The sequence below is a fragment of the Pontibaca salina genome (genome assembly GCF_016307205.1).
In the GTDB taxonomy this organism is placed as follows: domain Bacteria; phylum Pseudomonadota; class Alphaproteobacteria; order Rhodobacterales; family Rhodobacteraceae; genus Pontibaca; species Pontibaca salina.
This window is the reverse complement of sequence record NZ_JAEIJD010000005.1, coordinates 183,553-202,176: the sequence shown is the minus strand read 5'-3', so window position 1 is coordinate 202,176 and position 18,624 is coordinate 183,553. Positions and strand designations below refer to the sequence as shown.

General features: G+C 60.4%; 18 protein-coding genes. 11 read left to right on the top strand and 7 right to left on the bottom strand.

Annotated elements, in window-relative coordinates; translation table 11 throughout:
- Nucleotides 1–44 precede the first annotated feature (44 nt).
- The 3 genes from JAO82_RS08485 to JAO82_RS08475 form a co-directional block, all read right to left on the bottom strand.
- Nucleotides 45–728 (bottom strand): adenylate kinase, encoded by a 684-nt coding sequence (locus JAO82_RS08485; RefSeq protein ID WP_198685929.1) that lies wholly within the window; start codon nucleotides 726–728, stop codon nucleotides 45–47.
- Nucleotides 729–1,317: 589 nt separating this feature from the next.
- A complete protein-coding gene (gene tig, locus JAO82_RS08480; RefSeq protein WP_198685928.1) occupies nucleotides 1,318–2,655 on the bottom strand; it encodes a trigger factor in 1,338 nt (445 codons plus the stop codon).
- 399 nt (nucleotides 2,656–3,054) lie between these two features.
- On the bottom strand, nucleotides 3,055–4,017 hold the full coding sequence (locus JAO82_RS08475) for a zinc ABC transporter substrate-binding protein (protein WP_198685927.1): 963 nt from the start codon (nucleotides 4,015–4,017) through the stop codon (nucleotides 3,055–3,057).
- A gap of 87 nt (nucleotides 4,018–4,104) precedes the next feature.
- Here JAO82_RS08475 and JAO82_RS08470 point away from each other — a divergent pair, with 87 nt between their 5' ends.
- The 4 genes from JAO82_RS08470 (at nucleotide 4,105) to JAO82_RS08455 (ending at nucleotide 6,696) form a co-directional block, all read left to right on the top strand.
- On the top strand, nucleotides 4,105–4,587 hold the full coding sequence (locus JAO82_RS08470; RefSeq protein WP_198685968.1) for a transcriptional repressor: 483 nt from the start codon (nucleotides 4,105–4,107) through the stop codon (nucleotides 4,585–4,587).
- Nucleotides 4,584–5,324: an ATP-binding cassette domain-containing protein gene (locus JAO82_RS08465; protein ID WP_198685926.1), complete on the top strand. Its 741-nt coding sequence runs from the start codon at nucleotides 4,584–4,586 to the stop codon at nucleotides 5,322–5,324. The genes JAO82_RS08470 and JAO82_RS08465 overlap by 4 nt, the downstream gene beginning before the upstream one ends.
- A complete protein-coding gene (locus JAO82_RS08460) occupies nucleotides 5,321–6,121 on the top strand; it encodes an iron chelate uptake ABC transporter family permease subunit (protein ID WP_198685925.1) in 801 nt (266 codons plus the stop codon). Before JAO82_RS08465 ends, JAO82_RS08460 begins: the two co-directional genes overlap by 4 nt.
- 335 nt (nucleotides 6,122–6,456) lie before the next feature.
- Entirely contained in the window at nucleotides 6,457–6,696 is a 240-nt protein-coding gene (locus JAO82_RS08455; RefSeq protein WP_198685924.1) for an EF-hand domain-containing protein, read from the top strand.
- 99 nt (nucleotides 6,697–6,795) lie between these two features.
- Here JAO82_RS08455 and JAO82_RS08450 read toward each other — a convergent pair whose 3' ends face one another.
- Entirely contained in the window at nucleotides 6,796–8,346 is a 1,551-nt protein-coding gene (locus JAO82_RS08450) for a trimethylamine methyltransferase family protein (protein WP_198685923.1), read from the bottom strand.
- A gap of 358 nt (nucleotides 8,347–8,704) precedes the next feature.
- On the opposite strand from JAO82_RS08450, the gene JAO82_RS08445 reads away from it, so the two are divergent.
- The 4 genes from JAO82_RS08445 (at nucleotide 8,705) to JAO82_RS08430 (ending at nucleotide 13,361) form a co-directional block, all read left to right on the top strand.
- Nucleotides 8,705–9,226, top strand: a complete 522-nt coding sequence (locus JAO82_RS08445; protein ID WP_198685922.1) for an outer membrane protein — start codon at nucleotides 8,705–8,707, stop codon at nucleotides 9,224–9,226.
- 185 nt (nucleotides 9,227–9,411) lie between these two features.
- On the top strand, nucleotides 9,412–10,887 hold the full coding sequence (gene cysS / locus JAO82_RS08440; RefSeq protein WP_198685921.1) for a cysteine--tRNA ligase: 1,476 nt from the start codon (nucleotides 9,412–9,414) through the stop codon (nucleotides 10,885–10,887).
- Between the two features lie 73 nt (nucleotides 10,888–10,960).
- On the top strand, nucleotides 10,961–12,595 hold the full coding sequence (gene cimA, locus JAO82_RS08435; protein WP_198685920.1) for a citramalate synthase: 1,635 nt from the start codon (nucleotides 10,961–10,963) through the stop codon (nucleotides 12,593–12,595).
- Complete coding sequence (locus JAO82_RS08430) at nucleotides 12,585–13,361, top strand: phytoene/squalene synthase family protein (protein ID WP_198685919.1); 777 nt, start codon at nucleotides 12,585–12,587, stop codon at nucleotides 13,359–13,361. Before cimA ends, JAO82_RS08430 begins: the two co-directional genes overlap by 11 nt.
- Nucleotides 13,362–13,436: 75 nt before the next feature.
- Here JAO82_RS08430 and JAO82_RS08425 read toward each other — a convergent pair whose 3' ends face one another.
- Complete coding sequence (locus JAO82_RS08425) at nucleotides 13,437–14,663, bottom strand: MFS transporter (RefSeq protein WP_198685918.1); 1,227 nt, start codon at nucleotides 14,661–14,663, stop codon at nucleotides 13,437–13,439.
- Nucleotides 14,664–14,767: 104 nt separating this feature from the next.
- Between JAO82_RS08425 and JAO82_RS08420 the strand changes: the two genes are divergently transcribed.
- Both JAO82_RS08420 and JAO82_RS08415 read left to right on the top strand, forming a co-directional pair.
- Complete coding sequence (locus JAO82_RS08420; RefSeq protein ID WP_198685967.1) at nucleotides 14,768–15,400, top strand: DNA-3-methyladenine glycosylase family protein; 633 nt, start codon at nucleotides 14,768–14,770, stop codon at nucleotides 15,398–15,400.
- The gene (locus JAO82_RS08415) at nucleotides 15,397–16,062 is read left to right on the top strand and encodes an alpha/beta hydrolase (RefSeq protein WP_198685917.1); all 666 of its coding nucleotides are present in this window, start codon (nucleotides 15,397–15,399) and stop codon (nucleotides 16,060–16,062) included. The genes JAO82_RS08420 and JAO82_RS08415 overlap by 4 nt, the downstream gene beginning before the upstream one ends.
- Nucleotides 16,063–16,069: 7 nt before the next feature.
- Here the strand turns inward: JAO82_RS08415 and JAO82_RS08410 are convergent, their stop codons facing one another.
- On the bottom strand, nucleotides 16,070–16,495 hold the full coding sequence (locus tag JAO82_RS08410; RefSeq protein WP_198685916.1) for a VOC family protein: 426 nt from the start codon (nucleotides 16,493–16,495) through the stop codon (nucleotides 16,070–16,072).
- Nucleotides 16,496–16,682: 187 nt separating this feature from the next.
- Here JAO82_RS08410 and htpX point away from each other — a divergent pair, with 187 nt between their 5' ends.
- Nucleotides 16,683–17,606 (top strand): zinc metalloprotease HtpX, encoded by a 924-nt coding sequence (gene htpX / locus JAO82_RS08405; protein ID WP_198685915.1) that lies wholly within the window; start codon nucleotides 16,683–16,685, stop codon nucleotides 17,604–17,606.
- 16 nt (nucleotides 17,607–17,622) lie between these two features.
- On the opposite strand, the gene JAO82_RS08400 is transcribed toward htpX, so the two are convergent.
- Entirely contained in the window at nucleotides 17,623–18,603 is a 981-nt protein-coding gene (locus JAO82_RS08400) for a PAS domain S-box protein (RefSeq protein ID WP_198685914.1), read from the bottom strand.
- Nucleotides 18,604–18,624 lie beyond the last annotated feature (21 nt).

The following is an 18,624-nucleotide window of genomic DNA, read 5'->3' as shown; positions in this document are numbered from 1 at the left end:
CCGTAAGATACCGCGCGCAAGGTCTTCTTCGGCTCTGGACGTGTCTACTTCATCGCCCCGCGTACGATCTCGCTCATTTCGTCGGCGACCTTGTCGATATCCTGCATCGAATCCACACGATGCAATACCCCGAGAGCATCGTAATACGCGATCAACGGTGCGGTCTGCTCGTGATAGGCGGCCAGACGGCTGGCAACGGTTTCAGCATTGTCGTCTGAGCGTCTCGTCATCTCGGTCCCGCCACATTTGTCGCAGACACCCGGCGTTATCGGCTGTTTGAAGTCGTCGTGATAGCCTTCGCCACAATTCGCACAGGTGAACCGGCCCGCGACACGCTGCACCATGGCGGTATCCTCAACCTCGAGGCTGATCGCCGCGTCGACTGATTGCCCGTTTTCTGCCAACATTTCACCCAGGGCATCGGCTTGCACCGTGGTGCGCGGAAAACCATCCAGTATGACGCCGCGGGCGCATTCCTCGTGCCCAACGCGGTCGCGAAGGATGGCGATGACGATATCATCGCTGACCAATTGCCCGGCTTCCATCACCGTCTTGGCCTGTTTTCCGGCTTCGGTGCCCTCGGCCACGGCTTCGCGCAGCAGATCGCCGGTGCTAAGCTGCACCAGCCCGAATTGCTGTTCCAGCTTGCGTGCCTGCGTGCCTTTGCCGGCACCCGGAGGCCCCAATAGGATCAGAACGGTGGGATTGGTCATGGCTTCGGCTTCCATTGGGGTCATCCTTTGCGTGCAGTCGGCGAACAAGTCGTCCAAGATAGGCAAGCCTGTCAAGGTCGAGACGCCATTCAGATCATTGCAGTTGAGTGTTGTCGTTCTGCGCAAGCGGTGGCGCATCGTTTTGTCCACGAGTGTCTTTCGTCGGACCGGCGTCTGTCGGTGTCACCCCTGCGCCAAGACCGCACTGCGATCACATGGGCATAGGTTAGGGTATCGCTGAATAGCGGACATGTCTTGCCTTCGGTTTGAGTGGCCATTGTCATACGAATTCCCTACTTTCGCGCAGTATTGTTCAGTGAGCATCGGACGTGCAAGAGGTGGGCGACAAAAAATCGACGGATAACCACCAGAACCGCAAGGACTTTGCGGCACATTCGTTAGCCTGCCGAAGTGCTGGGGAAACAACGAGTGCTGAGGCAGTGCAAGACACCGGCAACTTATGCCGGCAAAATCAAATACAGCTCGGGTGGCCGAGCGCAATGATTGATCAGACGCGTATCATGGCCATATTGCGAAAGACAGACAGCAAAAGGGCCACCGCAACGGGTGGCCCTTTGTTCGCATCGTCATGTGAGCAGATGGCTTAGACGTCTTTTTCGTCCATCTCTTCCAGTTTTTTCTGCAGATCGTCTTTGGAGATCTCCGTCTCGCTGACATCGGCCAGCTCAAAGACATAAGTCACAACCTTGTCTTCAAAAATCGGCGCGCGCAGTTGCTGCTGCATCTGCTGGTTTTTCTGGATGAACTCAAAGAACTCGCGCTCCTGACCTGGATATTGACGCGCCTGGTTCATTACTGCTTGCGTCATCTCGGAGTCGGACACTTCGATTTCGGCTTTTTGGCCCAGTTCGGCCAGCAACAAGCCCAGACGCACGCGGCGCTCGGCAAGTTTCTTATGCTCGTCGGTTGTCTCGATCTCGGGGTGATCGTGGCCCTGCACGTCGGGGTTTTCTTCGTGCCACAGCTGGTGAGCGATCTGGCCCGCCTCGGTCTCGACCAGGCTGGGGGGCAGTTCGAAAGACACTTTTTCGTCCAGCGCATCCAGCAGTGCCCGTTTCATCAGGGCGCGGGAGGCATCAGCATACTCTTCCTGAAGGCGCTCGCTGATCTGGGTGCGCAACGTGGCTAAGTCTTCAGCTCCGAATTTCTTGGCCAGATCATCGTTGATTGTGGCTGTGACGGGGCGGCGCACTTCTTTGATAGAGCAAGAGAAAACCGCCTCTTTGCCGGCCAGATGTTCAGCCTGGTATTCATCAGGGAAATTGACGGTTACGTCTTTTTCCTCGGTGGCTTTCACGCCGACGAGCTGCTCTTCGAAACCCGGAATAAACGAGCCGGATCCCAGCACCAGCGGGAAGTCTTCGGCGGAGCCACCTTCGAACGCCTCACCATCGACCTTGCCGACGAAATCCATCACCACCTGATCGCCGTCTACGGCTGCGTCACCTTCGTCGCGCGGTTCGAAGTCCTGGGCGTTCTCGGCCAGGTTTTCCAAAGCTTCGTCAACCGACGCCTCATCAACCTTGACCACCGGCTTTTCCAGTTGGATTGACGCCAAGTCGACCTCGGGGATCTCTGGCAGCGCCTCATAGGAAAGTTCGACCTGAACGTCGTCGCCCTCTTTCCAGTCGTCGTTGGTCATTTTGACGTCGGGCTGCATTGCGGGGCGGTCGCCGCTTTCCTCGAAGTGCTTGTTCATCGCACCGTCCACGGCCTCTTGCATGGCCTCGCCAATCAGGCGCTGACCGAACTGCTTTTTCAGTAGGGCCAATGGCACCTTGCCCTTGCGAAAGCCCTTCATTTCGACCTCGGGCTGGGCTTCGACCAGTTTTTCCTGGACTTTATTCTCAAGTTCGGTGGCGGTAACGGTAATCGCGTAGCCGCGTTTAAGACCGTCGTTCAGAGTCTCGGTGACCTGCATGATGCTTTTCCCAATGGCTATGCGCGCGCCAAAGGGGCGCGGCACGGATTACGCTAAAATCGAGGGCCTTCTATTGGCGTGCAGAGCCCAACGCAAGGGCCAATCCGGGCCACCGATCAAGCAAAGGGCATTGATTTGCAGCTATGGTACGGCAGATTCCGGCATTAGGCGAGAGAACTCCCGCGCGCTAAGTTGTGCGAGGCGACCCGAGCGAGGGCAGTTCTTGATGGTCATGTGTCGCCAGGATGCTGGAATGTGGCGTTCTGGCCCGTGGTGTGGCGAATTTTGACGGGACCGGTCTAGATAGCGGTCAGCGGTGATATGCAGCTGACCGCTTTTTCTGTGAAGTTCACCGGGCTGAATGGGTCTCGCGCAGGAAGCGGAGACCCAAGGGCCAGATCAATCTGTCCGGCAGGATTGCAGGGCTTGTGCCATATCGCGCAGAAGCTGCGAATAAAGCGTTGCGCCAGGCTGCAGTGTCGCCCCCAGGGGATCGATCACCGCAACCTGCAGGTCACGTTGACCCCGGATGGTGTCAATCATGGCCGGGTTGAACTGGGGTTCTGTAAACAGGCAGGTAACGCCCATTTCCGTTATCCGGTCACGCAAGGCAGCAAGATGTGCCGGGCCGGGATCTTTGGCATCGCTCATGGAAATCGCCCCCGTAGTCGTCACGCCAAACCGGGATTCGAAATATTGATACGCGTCGTGAAAAACCACGAAACGCAGATCGTGCAACGGTGCCAAAGCGTTGGAAACCTCTTCGATCAGCGCGTTTAATTCGGCCTTGGACTTGGCCGCGTTCGCGGCGTAAGTGGTGGCGTTATCGGGATCGAGCGCTGACAGTTCGGCGGCAATAGTGTCCAGCCAGACAATGGCGTTTTTCGGGTCCAGCCAGCCGTGTGGATCATAGGCGTGATCGTGGTCGTGATCGTGTTCATCATGTTCGTGACCATGGTCGTCGTGGTCGCTGTGGTCATCGTGGTCGTCGTGGGTGTGGGGGTCGAAGTTGTCACCGGTACGCTGTTCCAAGACGATGGTGCCTTCGACCTGCATCAGCTCCACCTGTTGCGCACTGCCTGACAGCGTGGCCAGCGAGTCAATCAGCCAAGGGGTCAATTCGTCGCTGGTTCGGAATACGATATCGGCTTTTTCCAGTGCCTGCGCCTGTGACGGGCGCAGCGCATAGCCGTGCGGTGAGGCGCCAGGGTCGATGATCAGCGTCGGCGTGCTGACACCGTCCATGACCTGTGCCACCAGCGAGTGCACCGGCGAGATGTCCGTCGCAACCATGGGCGACTTGGCCCATGCAGCCGGAGAAAACGCGATGGTCGCCAGAGCGGCAGCAAAGCGGATTTTCATGTGGGGTCTCCATATGTTATAACATATCGCCTTGCCTTAGGCGTAATGCTATTACATATCAACCGTAAATCTGTAGATGAGGATGCCATGGATATCGTCGGGTTTGAGAAGCACGATCACACCAGTTGTATCGACGCCCTGATCGCTTGGGCCGAAACCGTGTGCCGCGAAAACAACCTGCAATTCACGCCCGGTCGTCGGCGGGTTCTTGAAATCCTGGCTGAAGAGCACAAGGCGATGGGCGCCTATGACATTCTGGAACGGCTAGCGCAAGAGGGGCGCGGGTCGCAGCCGCCGGTGGCCTATCGCGCGCTGGATTTTCTTGTACGCCACGGGTTCGCGCACAAGATTGAGCATCTCAATGCCTATATCGCCTGCGCCCATCCCCGTGACTGCCATATGCCTGCTTTCCTGATCTGCCGTGCCTGCGATACGGTGGCCGAGACCATCTGGACACCCCGGCGCGGCGGGTTCGCCCAGACGGCCCGCAGCACTGGGTTCAATATCGAGCACACAGTGGTCGAGGCAACGGGTCTCTGCCCGCAATGCGATGTCGAGCACCGCGCATGAGCTTGCTAGATATCAAGGGTCTGGCGGTCCGTCTGGGCGCAAATACAGTCTTGCACGATATCGATTTGAACATCGGGCGCGGCGAGATTGTTACCATCGTCGGCCCTAACGGCTCGGGCAAATCGACGCTACTGCGTGCGATCATTGGTGCGATCAATCCCAGCGCTGGGCAGGTGCGCCGCAAGCCGGACCTGCGGATTGGCTATGTGCCACAACAGCTGCATATCGACCCCACATTGCCGCTCACCGTGCGCCGGTTTCTGGGGTTGCCACGCCGCGTCAGTGCGGCCACGGCGCTGGCGGCACTGGAGCAGGCCGGCGTCGCCCCCTTGGCCGACCGCCCGATGAGCGGGCTCTCGGGCGGGCAGTTTCAGCGTGTCTTGCTGGCGCGAGCGCTTCTAGAACAGCCTGAACTGCTGATTCTTGATGAAGCGACACAGGGTTTGGATCAACCCGGATCGGCCGCATTCTATCGCCGGATCGAAAATGTGCGTGCTCGCCTTGGTTGCGCCGTGCTGATGGTCAGCCATGATCTGCACGTCGTTATGAGCGCCAGCGACCGGGTCATCTGTCTGAACGGCCATATCTGTTGCGAGGGGGCGCCTAAGCACGTCGCCTCGGCCCCGGAATATCGCGCGTTATTTGGGGCTGGAACGCAGGGCGCGCTGGCCCTTTATCGCCATCACCATTCTCATGACCACGATCACGATCACGATACACCCGAGGCTGCTATATGAATTTTCTCGACGATTTCATCATCCGCGCGGCGCTGGCCGGGTTGGGGGTGGCGGTGGCTGCGGCTCCTTTGGGGTGTTTCGTGGTGTGGCGGCGCATGGCCTATTTCGGTGAGGCCACGGCACATGCCGCGATTCTGGGCGTTGCCCTGTCGCTGGCCCTGTCCCTACCGGTGTTCGCCGGAGTTTTGACGGTTGCGTTGCTGATGGCGTTGACGGTTTCGACATTGTCGGGGCGGGGCTATGCGATGGATACGCTGCTGGGTGTGATGGCCCACGCCTCGCTTGCGGCGGGGCTCGTGGCAGTGTCATTCCTTACGGGCGTGCGCGTCGATCTGATGGCCTATCTGTTTGGCGATATCCTTGCGGTGTCGCGCGGCGATCTGGCGGTGATCTGGGGGGGCGCTGGCATTGTCACGACACTTGTCGTCTGGCGCTGGTCGGCGTTGTTGACGGCAACATTGAACACGGATCTGGCCTATGCCAGCGGAATTGACCCACGACGTGAACAACTGATTCTGACGCTGGCGCTGGCGGTGGTGGTGGCGGTTGCGATCAAGGTGGTCGGTGCGCTGTTAATCGCGGCCATGCTGATCATTCCGGCCGCTGCCGCGCGCTCATTTTCGCGTACACCTGAAGCAATGGCACTGGTGGCTGCCGGCATCGGGGCGGTATCGGCGCTTGGGGGGTTGGCGGCGTCGTGGCACTTTGACACGCCAACGGGGCCGACCATCGTTTGCGTTTCGGCCTTGTTGTTCGCTGGTTCCGCGATGGGCGCGCCGCTGCGCCGGTCGGGCTGATTACGCGTTTCGACAGGTCAGCTATCCGGTGTTGCGGCCTTGACCTGCTAAACCGTGGTCAGCCTCAATCTCGTTTCGAGACATAGGCGCGTCACGCTTCCGGGGTCGCTAGCAAAAAATATCCGCTGAGGGTTTGAAAAGACGGGGCTTTTCCGCCTATCGCGATGAAGCCGGTTTTTTCGGCGGTAGGCTGCGCAGGCAGCTGGCGAAAATCGGCAATGTTTGGCTGTTAGCAGTGTCATTCAGAAGTTTGTGGGACCTAAGCGGTCATTTTGGAGTCTTACAGGGTGAGGGCGGGTCTACGCCTTCCTGAAACCAAAAAATGGAGTATCACAATGAAAACGATCCTGATGAGCGCAGTCGCAGCAGTTGTTCTGACCGCCCCCGCATGGGCACAGGCCGATCTAGATGCCAACGGTGACGGAATGGTGACGCTGGATGAAGTGCAAGCAGTCAATGCAGACATCACCGCCGAGGGTTTTTCCGCGATGGACACGGATGCCGATGGCGTGCTGAGCCCCGAAGAGGTGAGCGCAGCACAAGACGCGGGCCAGTTGCCCGCGGCGACTGAATAAAGATTTGCAGTTGCTCCGGGCCAACGCCGCGCCGTGCCCCGGACGGCAGCAAGATGCTCGGCCTCTCGTGAGGCCGGGCGTCGTCGTCCCCAAAAGTCGTTAGCGGGGCAGGTGAATCTGGAACGCCTGCCGGATCGCTGCGTCGGTGTCGGTATCGAATCGTGCCGCTGAAGGCTTGGCCAGAATGGCCTCCTTGCGGGCAATGGCATTGGCGATCAGGTCGGGTTTGCCACGCTCATTCCATTCTTTCGGTGACAGCCTGTCGGCCAAAGCAGGATAGACGTAATCGGTCTGCATCCGGTTCAGTGTTTGATCCGACCCAAGGTAATGGCCGGGCCCGCCAAGACAGGTCGCACGGATGGTTTCCAGCGATACGGCATCTTCGTCGACTTCAATCCCGCGCACGCAGCGCAGCGCCTGCCCGATCAGGTCGTCGCCCAAGATTAGCGATTCGAGACAGAATCCCAATAGCGACGCATGCATTCCCGCCGCTTCGTAAACCATGTTCAGTCCAGACAGCCCGGCCATGACATTGGAACACATCTGCTCCCATCCGGCCTGCATGTCAGGCAGCTTGGCGTCCGCGATCCCTGCCGCCGCGCCGCCGGGCAGGCCGTAAAAAGCGTGCATCTGCGCGCAACCCGCCGTCAGCAGTGCCTGCTCACCCGACCCGCCCGACATGGCACCGGTGCGCAGGTCAGAAACGAACGGCCAGGTGCCGAAAATCGCCGGATGACCGGGTTTGACTGCATTGACATAGACCAGCCCGGCCAGACATTCGGCGATCGCCTGAACGATTGCTCCGGCGATTGGGGCGGGCGCGGTCGCACCCGCCTGTCCAGCGCTCAGCAGCAGGATCGGCATACCGCCCTCTATACAGCGCTCCATCACCTGACAGCTTTCGGTGGCAAATTTCATCGGCGGCACAACGAAACAGTTGGTATTGCTGACAAAAGGACGCTCGCGCCATTTATCCTCGCCGCCTGCAATCAGGTGCAGCATCCGGAACGCATCCGGCACGAAGGCCGGTTCAGTGAACGACGTGCCGACATGTTTGGTCGTGCCCGCGCAACAGGCATATATGGTGTTCAGATCCATCTCGCGATTGTCGGGAATATCCCGTGCAACCATGGGCCGTTGCAGGAAGTGGATATTATCCAGAACGTCGGTGATCCGCGCGGCGTCGTGTAGATCCTGCACCGTGCATTCGCGATAATCGCGTCTCAGAACATCGACCAGATGGACCGCGGCACCGGCAGTGCCGAAATGCACCCGATTGCCGGACAGGGTCATGTCGTGACGAGGATCGCGCCCGAACAGGGTGATTTCGCGGTTGGCACTTGCCAAGGTGTCCTCGATCAGCGCCGGGGGAAAGCGAAGCCGCCCATCATCGCCCAATATCGCCCCGGCACCGGTCAAATGTGCAATGCCGCTTTCGGGGGCATCGGCCAGCCCGATCTGTTCCAGCGCATCCAGCGCAGCGGTGTGGATGCGCTCCATGCCGGCTTGGGTCAGTGCTTGGTATTGGCCGCCTTGGAGGCCAGGGCGCACCGGGCGCAAATGGGCAGCGAGCGGTGCAGCACGGGCGGCGCGCCGCGCGGCACGTCCGCCGCTACGACCTGAAGAGGCAGGGGGGGCTTGAGTTGTCATGATATCTGGTCCGTCAGGAGTGAGAGAAGGTTAACGGCGGATCAGAGCGCCACTGGTGCCCCCCTCGGTGCGCGGCCGCGTTCAGCTCCGATTGTGCGACAAATCAGGGCAATCTTGGACAATTCACCTTGCATCGCGACCTCCCCCGTTATGCCCACTCTGGCCTGTGCCACTGCTGGTTCTGTTCTATTTGCGACATAATCGTTTGTTTGCGCCATATTGCCCGGCTTTGGCGCCGAACGCCGCCGAAACCGTGCCCTGTTGGGCCAAGCCGCTTGAATCGCGCACCCGTGCGGCGCATATTGCGCGGCAAGAGGGCTGCATCTGCAAACAGGCCCCGATATTAAGGAGAGCAGTAATGAAAAAACTTATCGTGGCGGCGGCCAGCGCCGGGATGATTGCGTCAACGATTGCGCTCCCCGCCACTGCGCAGGATGGGAGCGGCCTGTATTTCGGGCTAGGCCTTGGCTGGACCGACGTCGATGGTCCGGGCGGCGACAACGGCGCGACTTATGGCGCGCACATTGGTTACGATCTCGATTTTGGCCAGTTCGTGGTCGGGGGCGAACTGGAATATGAGCGCACGGATATCGGGCTTCTGGGTAGCGCGGGCGACATAGACAATATCGGCCGCGTCAAGGTGAAGGGCGGTTACGACTTTGGGCCGTTCATGGGCTATGCGGTTCTGGGTCGTGCGCGGATGAAAACATCCTTCGGCAACGATAACGGCAATATCTATGGTTTGGGCATGTCTTATGCCGTGAACGATCGGGTGTCGCTGGGCGGCGAGTTGCTGCGCCATGATTTCAACAATTTCGCAGGTACCACGACGGATTACGATGCGGATAGCCTCACCTTCCGCGCGTCGTTCCGGTTCTGACAGTATTACGCGCCCTTTTCCCGCCACGGCGGGGGGAGGGTAGGCTTGCAGTGCGCGCCGGACACGGACTTGCGCGCACAGGTATCTGATTGCCTGCGATACATTCGACCGACCGGTTTCTGTCGTTTCCATCTATGTGACAAATTGCTAAGCCAGCGCAGACATCGGGCCGCGAGGATTTTGCCATGACGGATATCACTCTTTATAATACAGCCACACGTCGGAAAGAGCCGTTCTCCCCGATCGACCCTGAAAACGTGCGCATGTATGTTTGCGGTCCCACCGTCTATGATCGCGCGCATCTGGGCAATGCGCGCCCGGTGGTGGTTTTTGACGTGCTGTATCGCCTGCTGCGCCACGTCTTTGGGTCCGATCAGGTGAAATATGTCCGCAATTTCACCGATGTCGACGACAAGATCAACGCCCGGGCGGCTGAAAGCGGGCGCGAGATTGGTGAGATCACCGCCGAAACGACACAGTGGTTTCTCGACGATATGGCGGCACTGGGCGCTTTGGAGCCCGATGCGATGCCGCGGGCCACGCAGCATATTCCGCAGATGGTGGCAATGATCGAAGATCTGGTCGCGCGCGGGCACGCCTATGCGGCCGAGGGGCATGTTCTGTTCGCAGTCGAAAGCTATGCAGAATATGGCGAGCTTTCGGGCCGCACGGTCGAGGATATGATCGCCGGCGCGCGGGTCGAGGTCGCACCCTATAAGCGCAATCCGATGGATTTCGTGTTGTGGAAGCCCTCCTCCCCGGATTTGCCCGGCTGGGACAGCCCTTGGGGTCGCGGACGGCCCGGTTGGCACATCGAGTGTTCGGCCATGAGCCACGAATTGCTGGGCCCGAGTTTTGACATCCACGGCGGCGGTAACGACCTGATGTTCCCGCACCACGAGAACGAAATTGCCCAAAGCCGCTGCGCTCATCCCGAGGGCAATTTCGCGCGCTATTGGATGCACAACGAAATGCTGCAGGTCGATGGTAAGAAAATGTCCAAGTCTTTGGGCAACTTCTTTACCGTGCGTGACGTGCTTGAAGGCACTGCGCCACAGTTGAGCAGACCAATGACCGGAGATGAAATTCGAATGTCGTTCCTGTTGTCGCATTATCGTAATCTGATGGATCTGAGCGCCAAGCGCCGCCAAGAGGCAGCAGTCGCGGTGGCTGACTTTGCCCGGATTCTTGGTCGCGATGGCGTTGAGACACTGAATGAGCTGGAGTTTGGCGAGCCCCTTCCGGCTGTAGTGAACTTCCTTGCAGATGATTTGGATAGCGTGTCGGCAATCAATGCAGTTCGCGAGGCCGGTGCGAACTTGCCGCGTGACCGGACGCAGAAACAAGACCGTATCCGTGCACTGTATTCGAGCCAGGTGTTGCTGGGGTTCGATCTCAAGAAATCAAACACTGCAATCGATGTTGCGTATAATGCAGATAAAACCGCGAAAGCAGTTCGAAGCGCCATAAGTGAAGTCCTTGATCTGCCCGAGCTATTATCGCGCTTAGAGGAGGCGCGTGCCAAGAAAGATTACGCGCAGGCGGACAGATTGCGCGATGGGCTTGTGAATGCGGGAGTTGAGGTGAACATCACAAAAGAGGGCGTTGAAGCTGTGCGCTTGCCTCACTTTGACCCAGCCAAACTGGATGCGCTGCAATGAGACTTGTTTTGCCCACTTCGCCACAGCATGAGGGCAGCGACCGACTCAGGCTGGGTGGTGAGGTGCGTGGGTCATGACACGCGAACGCCTCTTTCTCTACGACACAACCTTGCGCGATGGGCAGCAGACCCAAGGGGTGCAGTTCTCGACTGCCGAGAAACAGCGCATTACGCAGGCGCTGGACAAACTGGGCGTTGATTACATCGAAGGCGGCTGGCCCGGAGCCAATCCCACCGACAGCGCATTTTTCGAAGCCCCGCCGCACACCCGCGCCACGCTGACCGCCTTTGGCATGACCAAACGGGCCGGGCGCTCGGCCGAGAATGACGACGTGCTGGCGGCGGTGCTGAATGCGGGAACGGCCTCGGTCTGTCTGGTGGGCAAGGCCCATGATTATCAGGTCGAAACTGCGCTGGGCATCACGCTGGACGAAAACCTCGAGAATATCCGCGCCTCGATCGCCTATCTGGTCGCGCAGAAGCGCGAAGCGCTGCTTGATGCCGAGCATTTCTTTGACGGCTATGCAGCCAATCCCGAATACGCGCTGGCCTGCTGCCGCGCGGCGCTGGAGGCCGGAGCGCGCTGGATCGTGCTATGCGACACCAATGGAGGCGCTTTGCCCACCGATGTGAGGCGCGTGGTGAGCGAGGTGATCGCAGCGGGAATTCCCGGCGACCGGTTGGGCATTCATACGCATAACGATACTGAAAACGCAGTGGCGAACACGCTGGCCGCCGTGGATGCGGGCGCACGCCAGATTCAGGGCACGCTGAACGGACTGGGCGAGCGCTGCGGCAATGCCAACCTGACCTCGCTGATCCCGACGTTGTTGCTGAAACAGCCCTATGCCAGCCGTTATGACATCGGCGTGAGCCGCGACGCACTGGCCGGGCTGACGCAGATCAGCCGGATGCTGGATGATATCCTGAACCGCGTGCCGATGCGGCAGGCAGCCTATGTCGGGGCCAGCGCTTTTGCGCACAAGGCCGGGCTGCACGCCAGCGCGATTCTGAAGGATCCGGCGACCTATGAACATGTCGCGCCGGAAACCGTGGGCAATTCGCGCATTGTCCCGATGTCCAATCAGGCTGGCCAAAGCAACCTGCGCCGCCGCCTTACCGAGGCGGGGCTTGAAGTTGCACCGGACGACCCGGCGCTGGGTGAAATTCTGGACCAGGTCAAGGCGCGTGAGGATGAAGGCTATAGCTATGATACCGCGCAGGCCAGTTTTGAACTGCTGGCGCGCGCGGCGCTGAGGCGCTTGCCGATGTTCTTCGAGGTCGAGCGCTACAAGGTTACGGTCGAGCGGCGCAAGAATGAATATGACCGTATGGTGTCGCTGTCCGAGGCGGTCGTGGTGGTCAGGGTCGATGGTGAAAAGCGTCTGTCGGTGAGTGAATCCATGGATGAAAGCGGCAGCGACCGAGGGCCGGTGAACGCGCTAGCCAGGGCCTTGGTGAAAGACCTGGGACAATATTCCGATCTGATCGCCGACATGCGGCTGGTCGATTTCAAGGTGCGCATCACGCAAGGCGGCACCGAGGCGGTCACCCGCGTGACCATCGACAGCGAAGACAGCAAGGGGCGCCATTGGTCCACCGTGGGGGTCAGCGCAAATATCATCGACGCGAGTTTCGAGGCACTGCTGGACGCAATTCGCTGGAAATTGGTGCACGATACAGGGCCGGCGCATGCGGATGCAGTTTGACGAGGATCTGACCGCCTGCGCGGCATTGGTCGAACGCTCCGATCCCGACCGCTTCCGCGCCACCATGGCCGCACCACCACCAGCGCGTAGGGTGCTGTTTCCGCTCTATGCGCTGAACGTTGAGGTATCCCGCGCGCCCTGGGTCACACAGGAGCCGATGATCGCCGAGATGCGCCTGCAATGGTGGCGCGAGGCGCTGGAACAGATCGCCAAAGGTGAAACCCCCCGCCGGCATGAGGTGATCACGCCTTTGGCGCGGGTGTTGTCGCCGGAGCTGGGCGCACGGCTGGATGCCATGGTGGCGGCGCGACGTTGGGATATCTATACCGATCCGTTCGAGGATGAGGCGCATTTCGACCGCTATATCGACGAGACCTCGGGGACATTGATTTGGGCAGCTGCACGTAGTCTGGGCGAGGCTGAGGAAGCAGTGGTGCGCGATTTTGCCTATGGCGTCGGGGTGGCCAATTGGTTGCGCGCGATCCCGGACCTCGAAGCGCGAGGCCGGGTACCGCTTCTTGATGGGCGGGCCGAAGCGGTGGCTGCGCTGGCGGATCGGGCACTGGTGCGGCTGAAGCGGGCGCGGGCAATGCGGCGGGCGGTGTCACCAGAGGCGGCACCGGCCATGTTAACGGGGTGGCAGGCCGCTTCGATTTTGCGCGAGGCGCGGCGCATGCCCTCCCGTGTCGGGGCGGGCGTGCTCGGCACCAGCGAGGCCCGCGCGCGGCTGGCGTTGATCGCGCGCGCGGCAACCGGACGCTGGTAGGCAATCGAATGCGCAACGCGCCTTTGGCGCGTGCCTCCGGCGGGGATATTTCAGGCAAGAAGAAAAATGTAGGGCTCAGGCTTCTTCTTCTGCGCTGCGGGGCTGGAACATCAGCCAGATCAACGCGCCCCCGGCCAGCACCAGCGCCGGTGCCATGGCGAGGTTCACCGCCGTCCAGCCTTCGACCGGCGAGCCGCCCGAGCAGTTCATCAACCCGCCCGAGGCCAGTGAGGCGACCGTCACACCGCCGAAGACGATCAGATCATTCAGCCCCTGCATGCGGCCGCGTTCATGCGGTTCGTGGGCTCCGGCGAGCATGGTGGTGGCACCGATGAAGCCGAAGTTCCAGCCCACCCCCAGCAGGATCAGCGCGATGAAGAAATTCTCCAATGCGACGCCGTTCAGGGCAACGGCCCCAGCGCCGGCAAGGATCACCAGACCGGCGGCCATCACCCGCTCGACCCCGAAGCGGTTGATCAGATGGCCAGTGAAGAAAGACGGCACATACATCGCCAACACATGCGCCGATACCACATCCGCCGCATTGCCCGCGCCAAAGCCGCAACCCACCACCGCCAGCGGGGTCGAGGTCATCACCAGATTCATCAGGCTGTAGGACACGGTGGCGCAAATCACGGCAACGGCAATACGCGGGGTGGTCAGAAGCTGCCAGCGGGAACGGCCGCGGGGCGCGTCTTCGCTGGGGATCGGCGGTTTGGGGATGCGCAGGAACAAAAACAGTGCTGCACCGATCACGTTCAGCGCGATCACCGCCAGATAGCTGCCGAGAAACGGGATGACGAAGGCATCGCTGGTTGCCTTGACCAGTTGCGGGCCGATCACCGCCGCCAGCAGGCCGCCGGCCATGACGTAAGAGATCGCCTTGGCGCGATATGCGTCAGAGGCGGTATCGGCGGCGGCAAAACGGTAGAAGCCTTGCGCGCTCATGTAGATGCCGGTGAGGAAGCTGCCGATAAGGAAGATCGGGAACGATCCGAGATAGAGGCCATATGCGCCGATAATGCCGCCAAGCGTGCCCCCGGCGGCCCCGACGAAAAATCCGACCCGCCGCCCGAAGCGCTGCATGATAGCGGCATTTGGCGTGGCGGATAGCATCGAGCCCAACACGATCAGCGAAATCGGCAATGTCGCGAGGCATGCATTGGACGCGAGCGACTGCCCCGCCAGCCCACCGATGGTGAAGATCATCGGCATCTGTGCGCCCAACACCGCCTGCGCCGCAACCAAGACCCATACGTTGCGCCGGGCCCGTCCGTCATCAATATCGATCGCCTGTGTCATGCGGTTGGAGTAGCCTCGAAACCGGAGCGACACAAGCCGGTTGCATCGCGCTGGCGGGCACGCAAAGCTAGGTGCATGAAGACAGTGCTGCTATGGACCGCGCGATGAATGCGGGCCGCATCATCCACACCGCTGATTGTGTCGCTGAGGGAGCCGCGTATCTGGCGGCACGCGAGCCTCGATTTGCAGCAGCGTTGGCGCGCATTGGCCCGTTGCCGTTGCGCCGCCGCCCGGAGGGGTTTGCGCAATTGCTGAACGCCATCGTCGGCCAGCAACTCAGCGTCGCTGCTGCCGGTGCGATCTGGAGCCGAATGCGTGTTGCCGGCCTGACCGGTCCGCGCAAGATCATCTGGGCCAGTGACGATGATCTGCGCGACGTGGGGCTCAGCCGCCAAAAAATTCGCTATGCCCGGGCATTGGCAGAGGCGCGGATCGATTATGACGCTCTGCGCGCGGCACCGACGGAGGATGTGGTTGCAACTTTGACCCAAGTGCCGGGCATCGGCGTCTGGACCGCCGAGATCTATGCCATGTTCAGCCTTGGCCATGCGGATGTCTTGGCGTCTGGCGATCTGGCCTTGCAGGAATCGGCGCGCCAGTTGTTCGATCTGCCCGCGCGTCCTACAGAGCGCGCCCTGCGAGAAATGGCCACCGACTGGGCACCGTGGCGAGCGGTTGCGGCGCGGTTGCTCTGGGCCTATTACCGGGAGGTCAAGGACAGGGAAGGGATCAGATGACACGGGTTTTGAATGCCGAGCGCAAAGAGCCGCTTTCGGGGGAAACGCGCTCGATCGTGGTGTTTCTGCATGGGTACGGTGCCAATGGTGCCGATCTGCTAGGACTGGCCGATCCTCTGGGCGAGCATTTGCCCGATACGCTGTTCGTGGCCCCCGATGCGCCCGAATCCTGCGCCGGCGCGCCGTTCGGATACCAGTGGTTCCCGATCCCGTGGATCGACGGTTCGTCGGAGGAAGAATCGATGCGCGGGATGCAGGCGGCGGTCAACGATCTGAATGCTTTTCTTGACGCGCTGATGGTGGACGAAGACGTGCTGCCCGAGCAGGTCGTGCTGTTTGGTTTTTCACAGGGGACCATGATGGCGCTGCATGTGGCCCCGCGGCGCGAGGATGAGGTGGCCGGCATTCTTGCGTTTTCGGGGCGTTTGCTGGCACCGGAATTGCTGACAGACGAGGTTGTGGGTCGCCCGCCGGTGTTGCTGGTCCATGGTGACGCGGATGATGTGGTGCCGCCGCAATCCATGTCACAGGCCGCCGAAGCCTTGCAGCAGGCGGGCTGGAAAGACGTCTATGCCCATGTGATGAAAGGCACCGGCCACGGGATCGCGCCGGATGGTTTGAGCGTGGCGCTGGCCTTCATGCGCGACAAACTGGGGCTGTGAGCGCAGTTCAGCCCCAGAGCCAGCCTTCGGCGAATTCTACTGAATTGCCTGCCGGATCGCGCACATAGAGCGAATGCGCGCCATTCGGCCAATCAAATTCTGCATCCACTGCGATGCCGGCCTCGGTCAAGCGCGCGCGCATGGCGGCGATTTCGTCCCGCGCCAAGGTGAAACAGACATGGCCCGGCCCGCGCGCACCATGGGGCGGTACCGGCAGACGCGGATTCTGCGTTGGCTGTTCGGTGGCATCGGGGTTGAACACCAGCAGGACCGAGGAGCCGACGCGGAAGAAGATGTGGCGTCCCTCAACCGTCAGAAACGGCTCGAGCCCGATCAGACCGCCATAGAAGTCGCGCGCTGCCTTCAGATCGTCAACATAGATCGCGGATTCGAGGATGGCTTTTGGAGCCGCCGCTTTCGGCAAAGTACTCATAGGCAGAGCCTAGCAGGTCGGAGCCAGGCTGTCAGCCCGACTGTGGACGTCGCGCCGGGCGCCGGACATGGCGTGTTGCAACCGGCTTTCCTGACGCGTGGTTGCGGGCTATGCGTTCACGCTTGCACAGGTCGGAACCCACCCCATATCACCTTTGGTATCTCGATATGAACTTTGGAAGATCAAGATGGGCTATGTAAAGACCGCGATTCTGATGGCAGCCATGACCGCACTTTTCATGGGCGTCGGATACTTGATCGGCGGGTCAGGTGGTGCGGTGCTTGCGCTTATTGTCGCGGCGGCAATGAATGCCTTTACCTGGTGGAACTCGGACCGCATGGTCCTGCGGATGCACAACGCCCAGCCGGTAGCACCCGGCGATCAGATGGGTCTTCATGCTTTGACTGCAGAGCTTGCGCGAAACGCGAACCTGCCGATACCCAAGGTTTACCTGATCGACACGCCACAGCCCAATGCGTTTGCCACCGGTCGCAATCCTGCCAATGCGGCGGTGGCGGTGACCACGGGCCTGTTGCGCAGCCTTTCGCGTGAGGAACTGGCCGGAGTGATTGCCCACGAACTGGCGCATATCCGCAACCACGACACGGCGATTATGACCGTCACTGCAACCTTCGCCGGGGCGATTTCGATGCTGGCCAATTTTGCGCTCTTCTTTGGCGGTTCCCGGGAACGGCTCGGATTGGTCGGCACCCTGCTGATGATGTTTCTGGCACCGATGGCGGCGGCGCTGGTGCAGATGGCGATCAGCCGGACGCGGGAATATGCCGCCGATAAGGCGGGTGCCGAGATCTGCGGTCAACCGCTATGGTTGGCTTCGGCATTGGAAAAGATTGCCATGGGGGCAGCCCGGATCGACAATCACGCGGCCGAGCGCAATCCGGCGACGGCGCATATGTTCATCATCAACCCGCTGCACGCCCATAAACATGACAATCTCTTCGCGACCCATCCTGCCACCGAAAACCGTGTGGCGGCGCTGCGCGCGATGGCGGCGCAGGGCGGAGCAACTTCAAGCGCTGACATCCGGCCCCCAGCGTCCAGCCGCGCCTCTTCTGCTCGGAACGGCCGGCAAACTGGCCCCTGGGGCTGAACCCATTGTCGCTGGACTATCTGGCTTCGAGCGTCGCGAGATCAAGATCGATCCTTGCCCGCAATCCGGACGGCCTGAACTGTCGGGTGATGGTGCCACCGAGAGAAGTTTTCACCACGCCATCACACATTTTTGTCCCAAAGCCGGCTTTGTTCACCGTCTCCGATTGAATGCCGCAATGTTCCTGCCAGTCGATGAAAAATCTGTCGCCTTGCCGATATGCCTTGATCTCGACGCCACCGTCGCCATGACAAAGGGCCCCATATTTCGTCGCATTGGTGCAAAGTTCATAGAGGACGAGCGCCATCGGTGTGAGTGCGTCCGAAGCGATGCGCAGGTCTTCGATATTGAGCTCATGGAGCCGATCGCCGGCGAATGGACCAACGACCGATGCGATGAGTTCATGCAGTGACGTGTTTCCTGCGGCTTCTCCCTTCGGGTCGATGACCGCCAACCTGTGCGCAACGGAGAGCGCCATCAGTCGTTCCCGCATCAAGCTCGCGAGTTCGCCCGCTGTCTCTACTTGCCGGGCGCTGACAGTGATGAGGCTCCCGGCGACCGCGAAGCAATTGCCGACCCGGTGGCGCATTTCGGCGAGAAGCAGATTCTGCCGCTCGGCCGCCTCTTTTTGCAAGGAGATATCCCGCGCAATTTTCGAGGCGCCGATCACCTCGCCCGAGGCGGATTGAACTGGCGAAATCGTCAATGAGATCGGCACAAGGGCACCGTCCTTGCGTTTCCTGACCGTTTCAAAATGGTCAATACGCTCACCACGGTGAAGGCGGTTGATAATATCTACTTCCTCGTCTTGTCGATCTTCGGGAATAAGCATCATAATAGATTGCCCGATGGCTTCTTCCGCAGAGTAGCCAAACAGGCGCTCCGCCCCTTTATTCCAGGTCTGAATAATGCTGTGTAGGTTTTTGGTGATGATCGCGTCATCGGAACTCTCAACGATCGCGGCGAAGTACTCGTTAAGATTCTCCGATGCGTCCATCTATGGTATCCTCTTGTGACC

Coding starts and splice junctions, on each gene's coding strand:
- JAO82_RS08485 (WP_198685929.1), bottom strand. CDS start 728: ATGGAAGCCGAAGCCATGACCAATCCCACCGTTCTGATCCTATTGGGG.
- tig (WP_198685928.1), bottom strand. CDS start 2,655: ATGCAGGTCACCGAGACTCTGAACGACGGTCTTAAACGCGGCTACGCG.
- JAO82_RS08475 (WP_198685927.1), bottom strand. CDS start 4,017: ATGAAAATCCGCTTTGCTGCCGCTCTGGCGACCATCGCGTTTTCTCCG.
- JAO82_RS08470 (WP_198685968.1), top strand. CDS start 4,105: ATGGATATCGTCGGGTTTGAGAAGCACGATCACACCAGTTGTATCGAC.
- JAO82_RS08465 (WP_198685926.1), top strand. CDS start 4,584: ATGAGCTTGCTAGATATCAAGGGTCTGGCGGTCCGTCTGGGCGCAAAT.
- JAO82_RS08460 (WP_198685925.1), top strand. CDS start 5,321: ATGAATTTTCTCGACGATTTCATCATCCGCGCGGCGCTGGCCGGGTTG.
- JAO82_RS08455 (WP_198685924.1), top strand. CDS start 6,457: ATGAAAACGATCCTGATGAGCGCAGTCGCAGCAGTTGTTCTGACCGCC.
- JAO82_RS08450 (WP_198685923.1), bottom strand. CDS start 8,346: ATGACAACTCAAGCCCCCCCTGCCTCTTCAGGTCGTAGCGGCGGACGT.
- JAO82_RS08445 (WP_198685922.1), top strand. CDS start 8,705: ATGAAAAAACTTATCGTGGCGGCGGCCAGCGCCGGGATGATTGCGTCA.
- cysS (WP_198685921.1), top strand. CDS start 9,412: ATGACGGATATCACTCTTTATAATACAGCCACACGTCGGAAAGAGCCG.
- cimA (WP_198685920.1), top strand. CDS start 10,961: ATGACACGCGAACGCCTCTTTCTCTACGACACAACCTTGCGCGATGGG.
- JAO82_RS08430 (WP_198685919.1), top strand. CDS start 12,585: ATGCAGTTTGACGAGGATCTGACCGCCTGCGCGGCATTGGTCGAACGC.
- JAO82_RS08425 (WP_198685918.1), bottom strand. CDS start 14,663: ATGACACAGGCGATCGATATTGATGACGGACGGGCCCGGCGCAACGTA.
- JAO82_RS08420 (WP_198685967.1), top strand. CDS start 14,768: ATGAATGCGGGCCGCATCATCCACACCGCTGATTGTGTCGCTGAGGGA.
- JAO82_RS08415 (WP_198685917.1), top strand. CDS start 15,397: ATGACACGGGTTTTGAATGCCGAGCGCAAAGAGCCGCTTTCGGGGGAA.
- JAO82_RS08410 (WP_198685916.1), bottom strand. CDS start 16,495: ATGAGTACTTTGCCGAAAGCGGCGGCTCCAAAAGCCATCCTCGAATCC.
- htpX (WP_198685915.1), top strand. CDS start 16,683: ATGGGCTATGTAAAGACCGCGATTCTGATGGCAGCCATGACCGCACTT.
- JAO82_RS08400 (WP_198685914.1), bottom strand. CDS start 18,603: ATGGACGCATCGGAGAATCTTAACGAGTACTTCGCCGCGATCGTTGAG.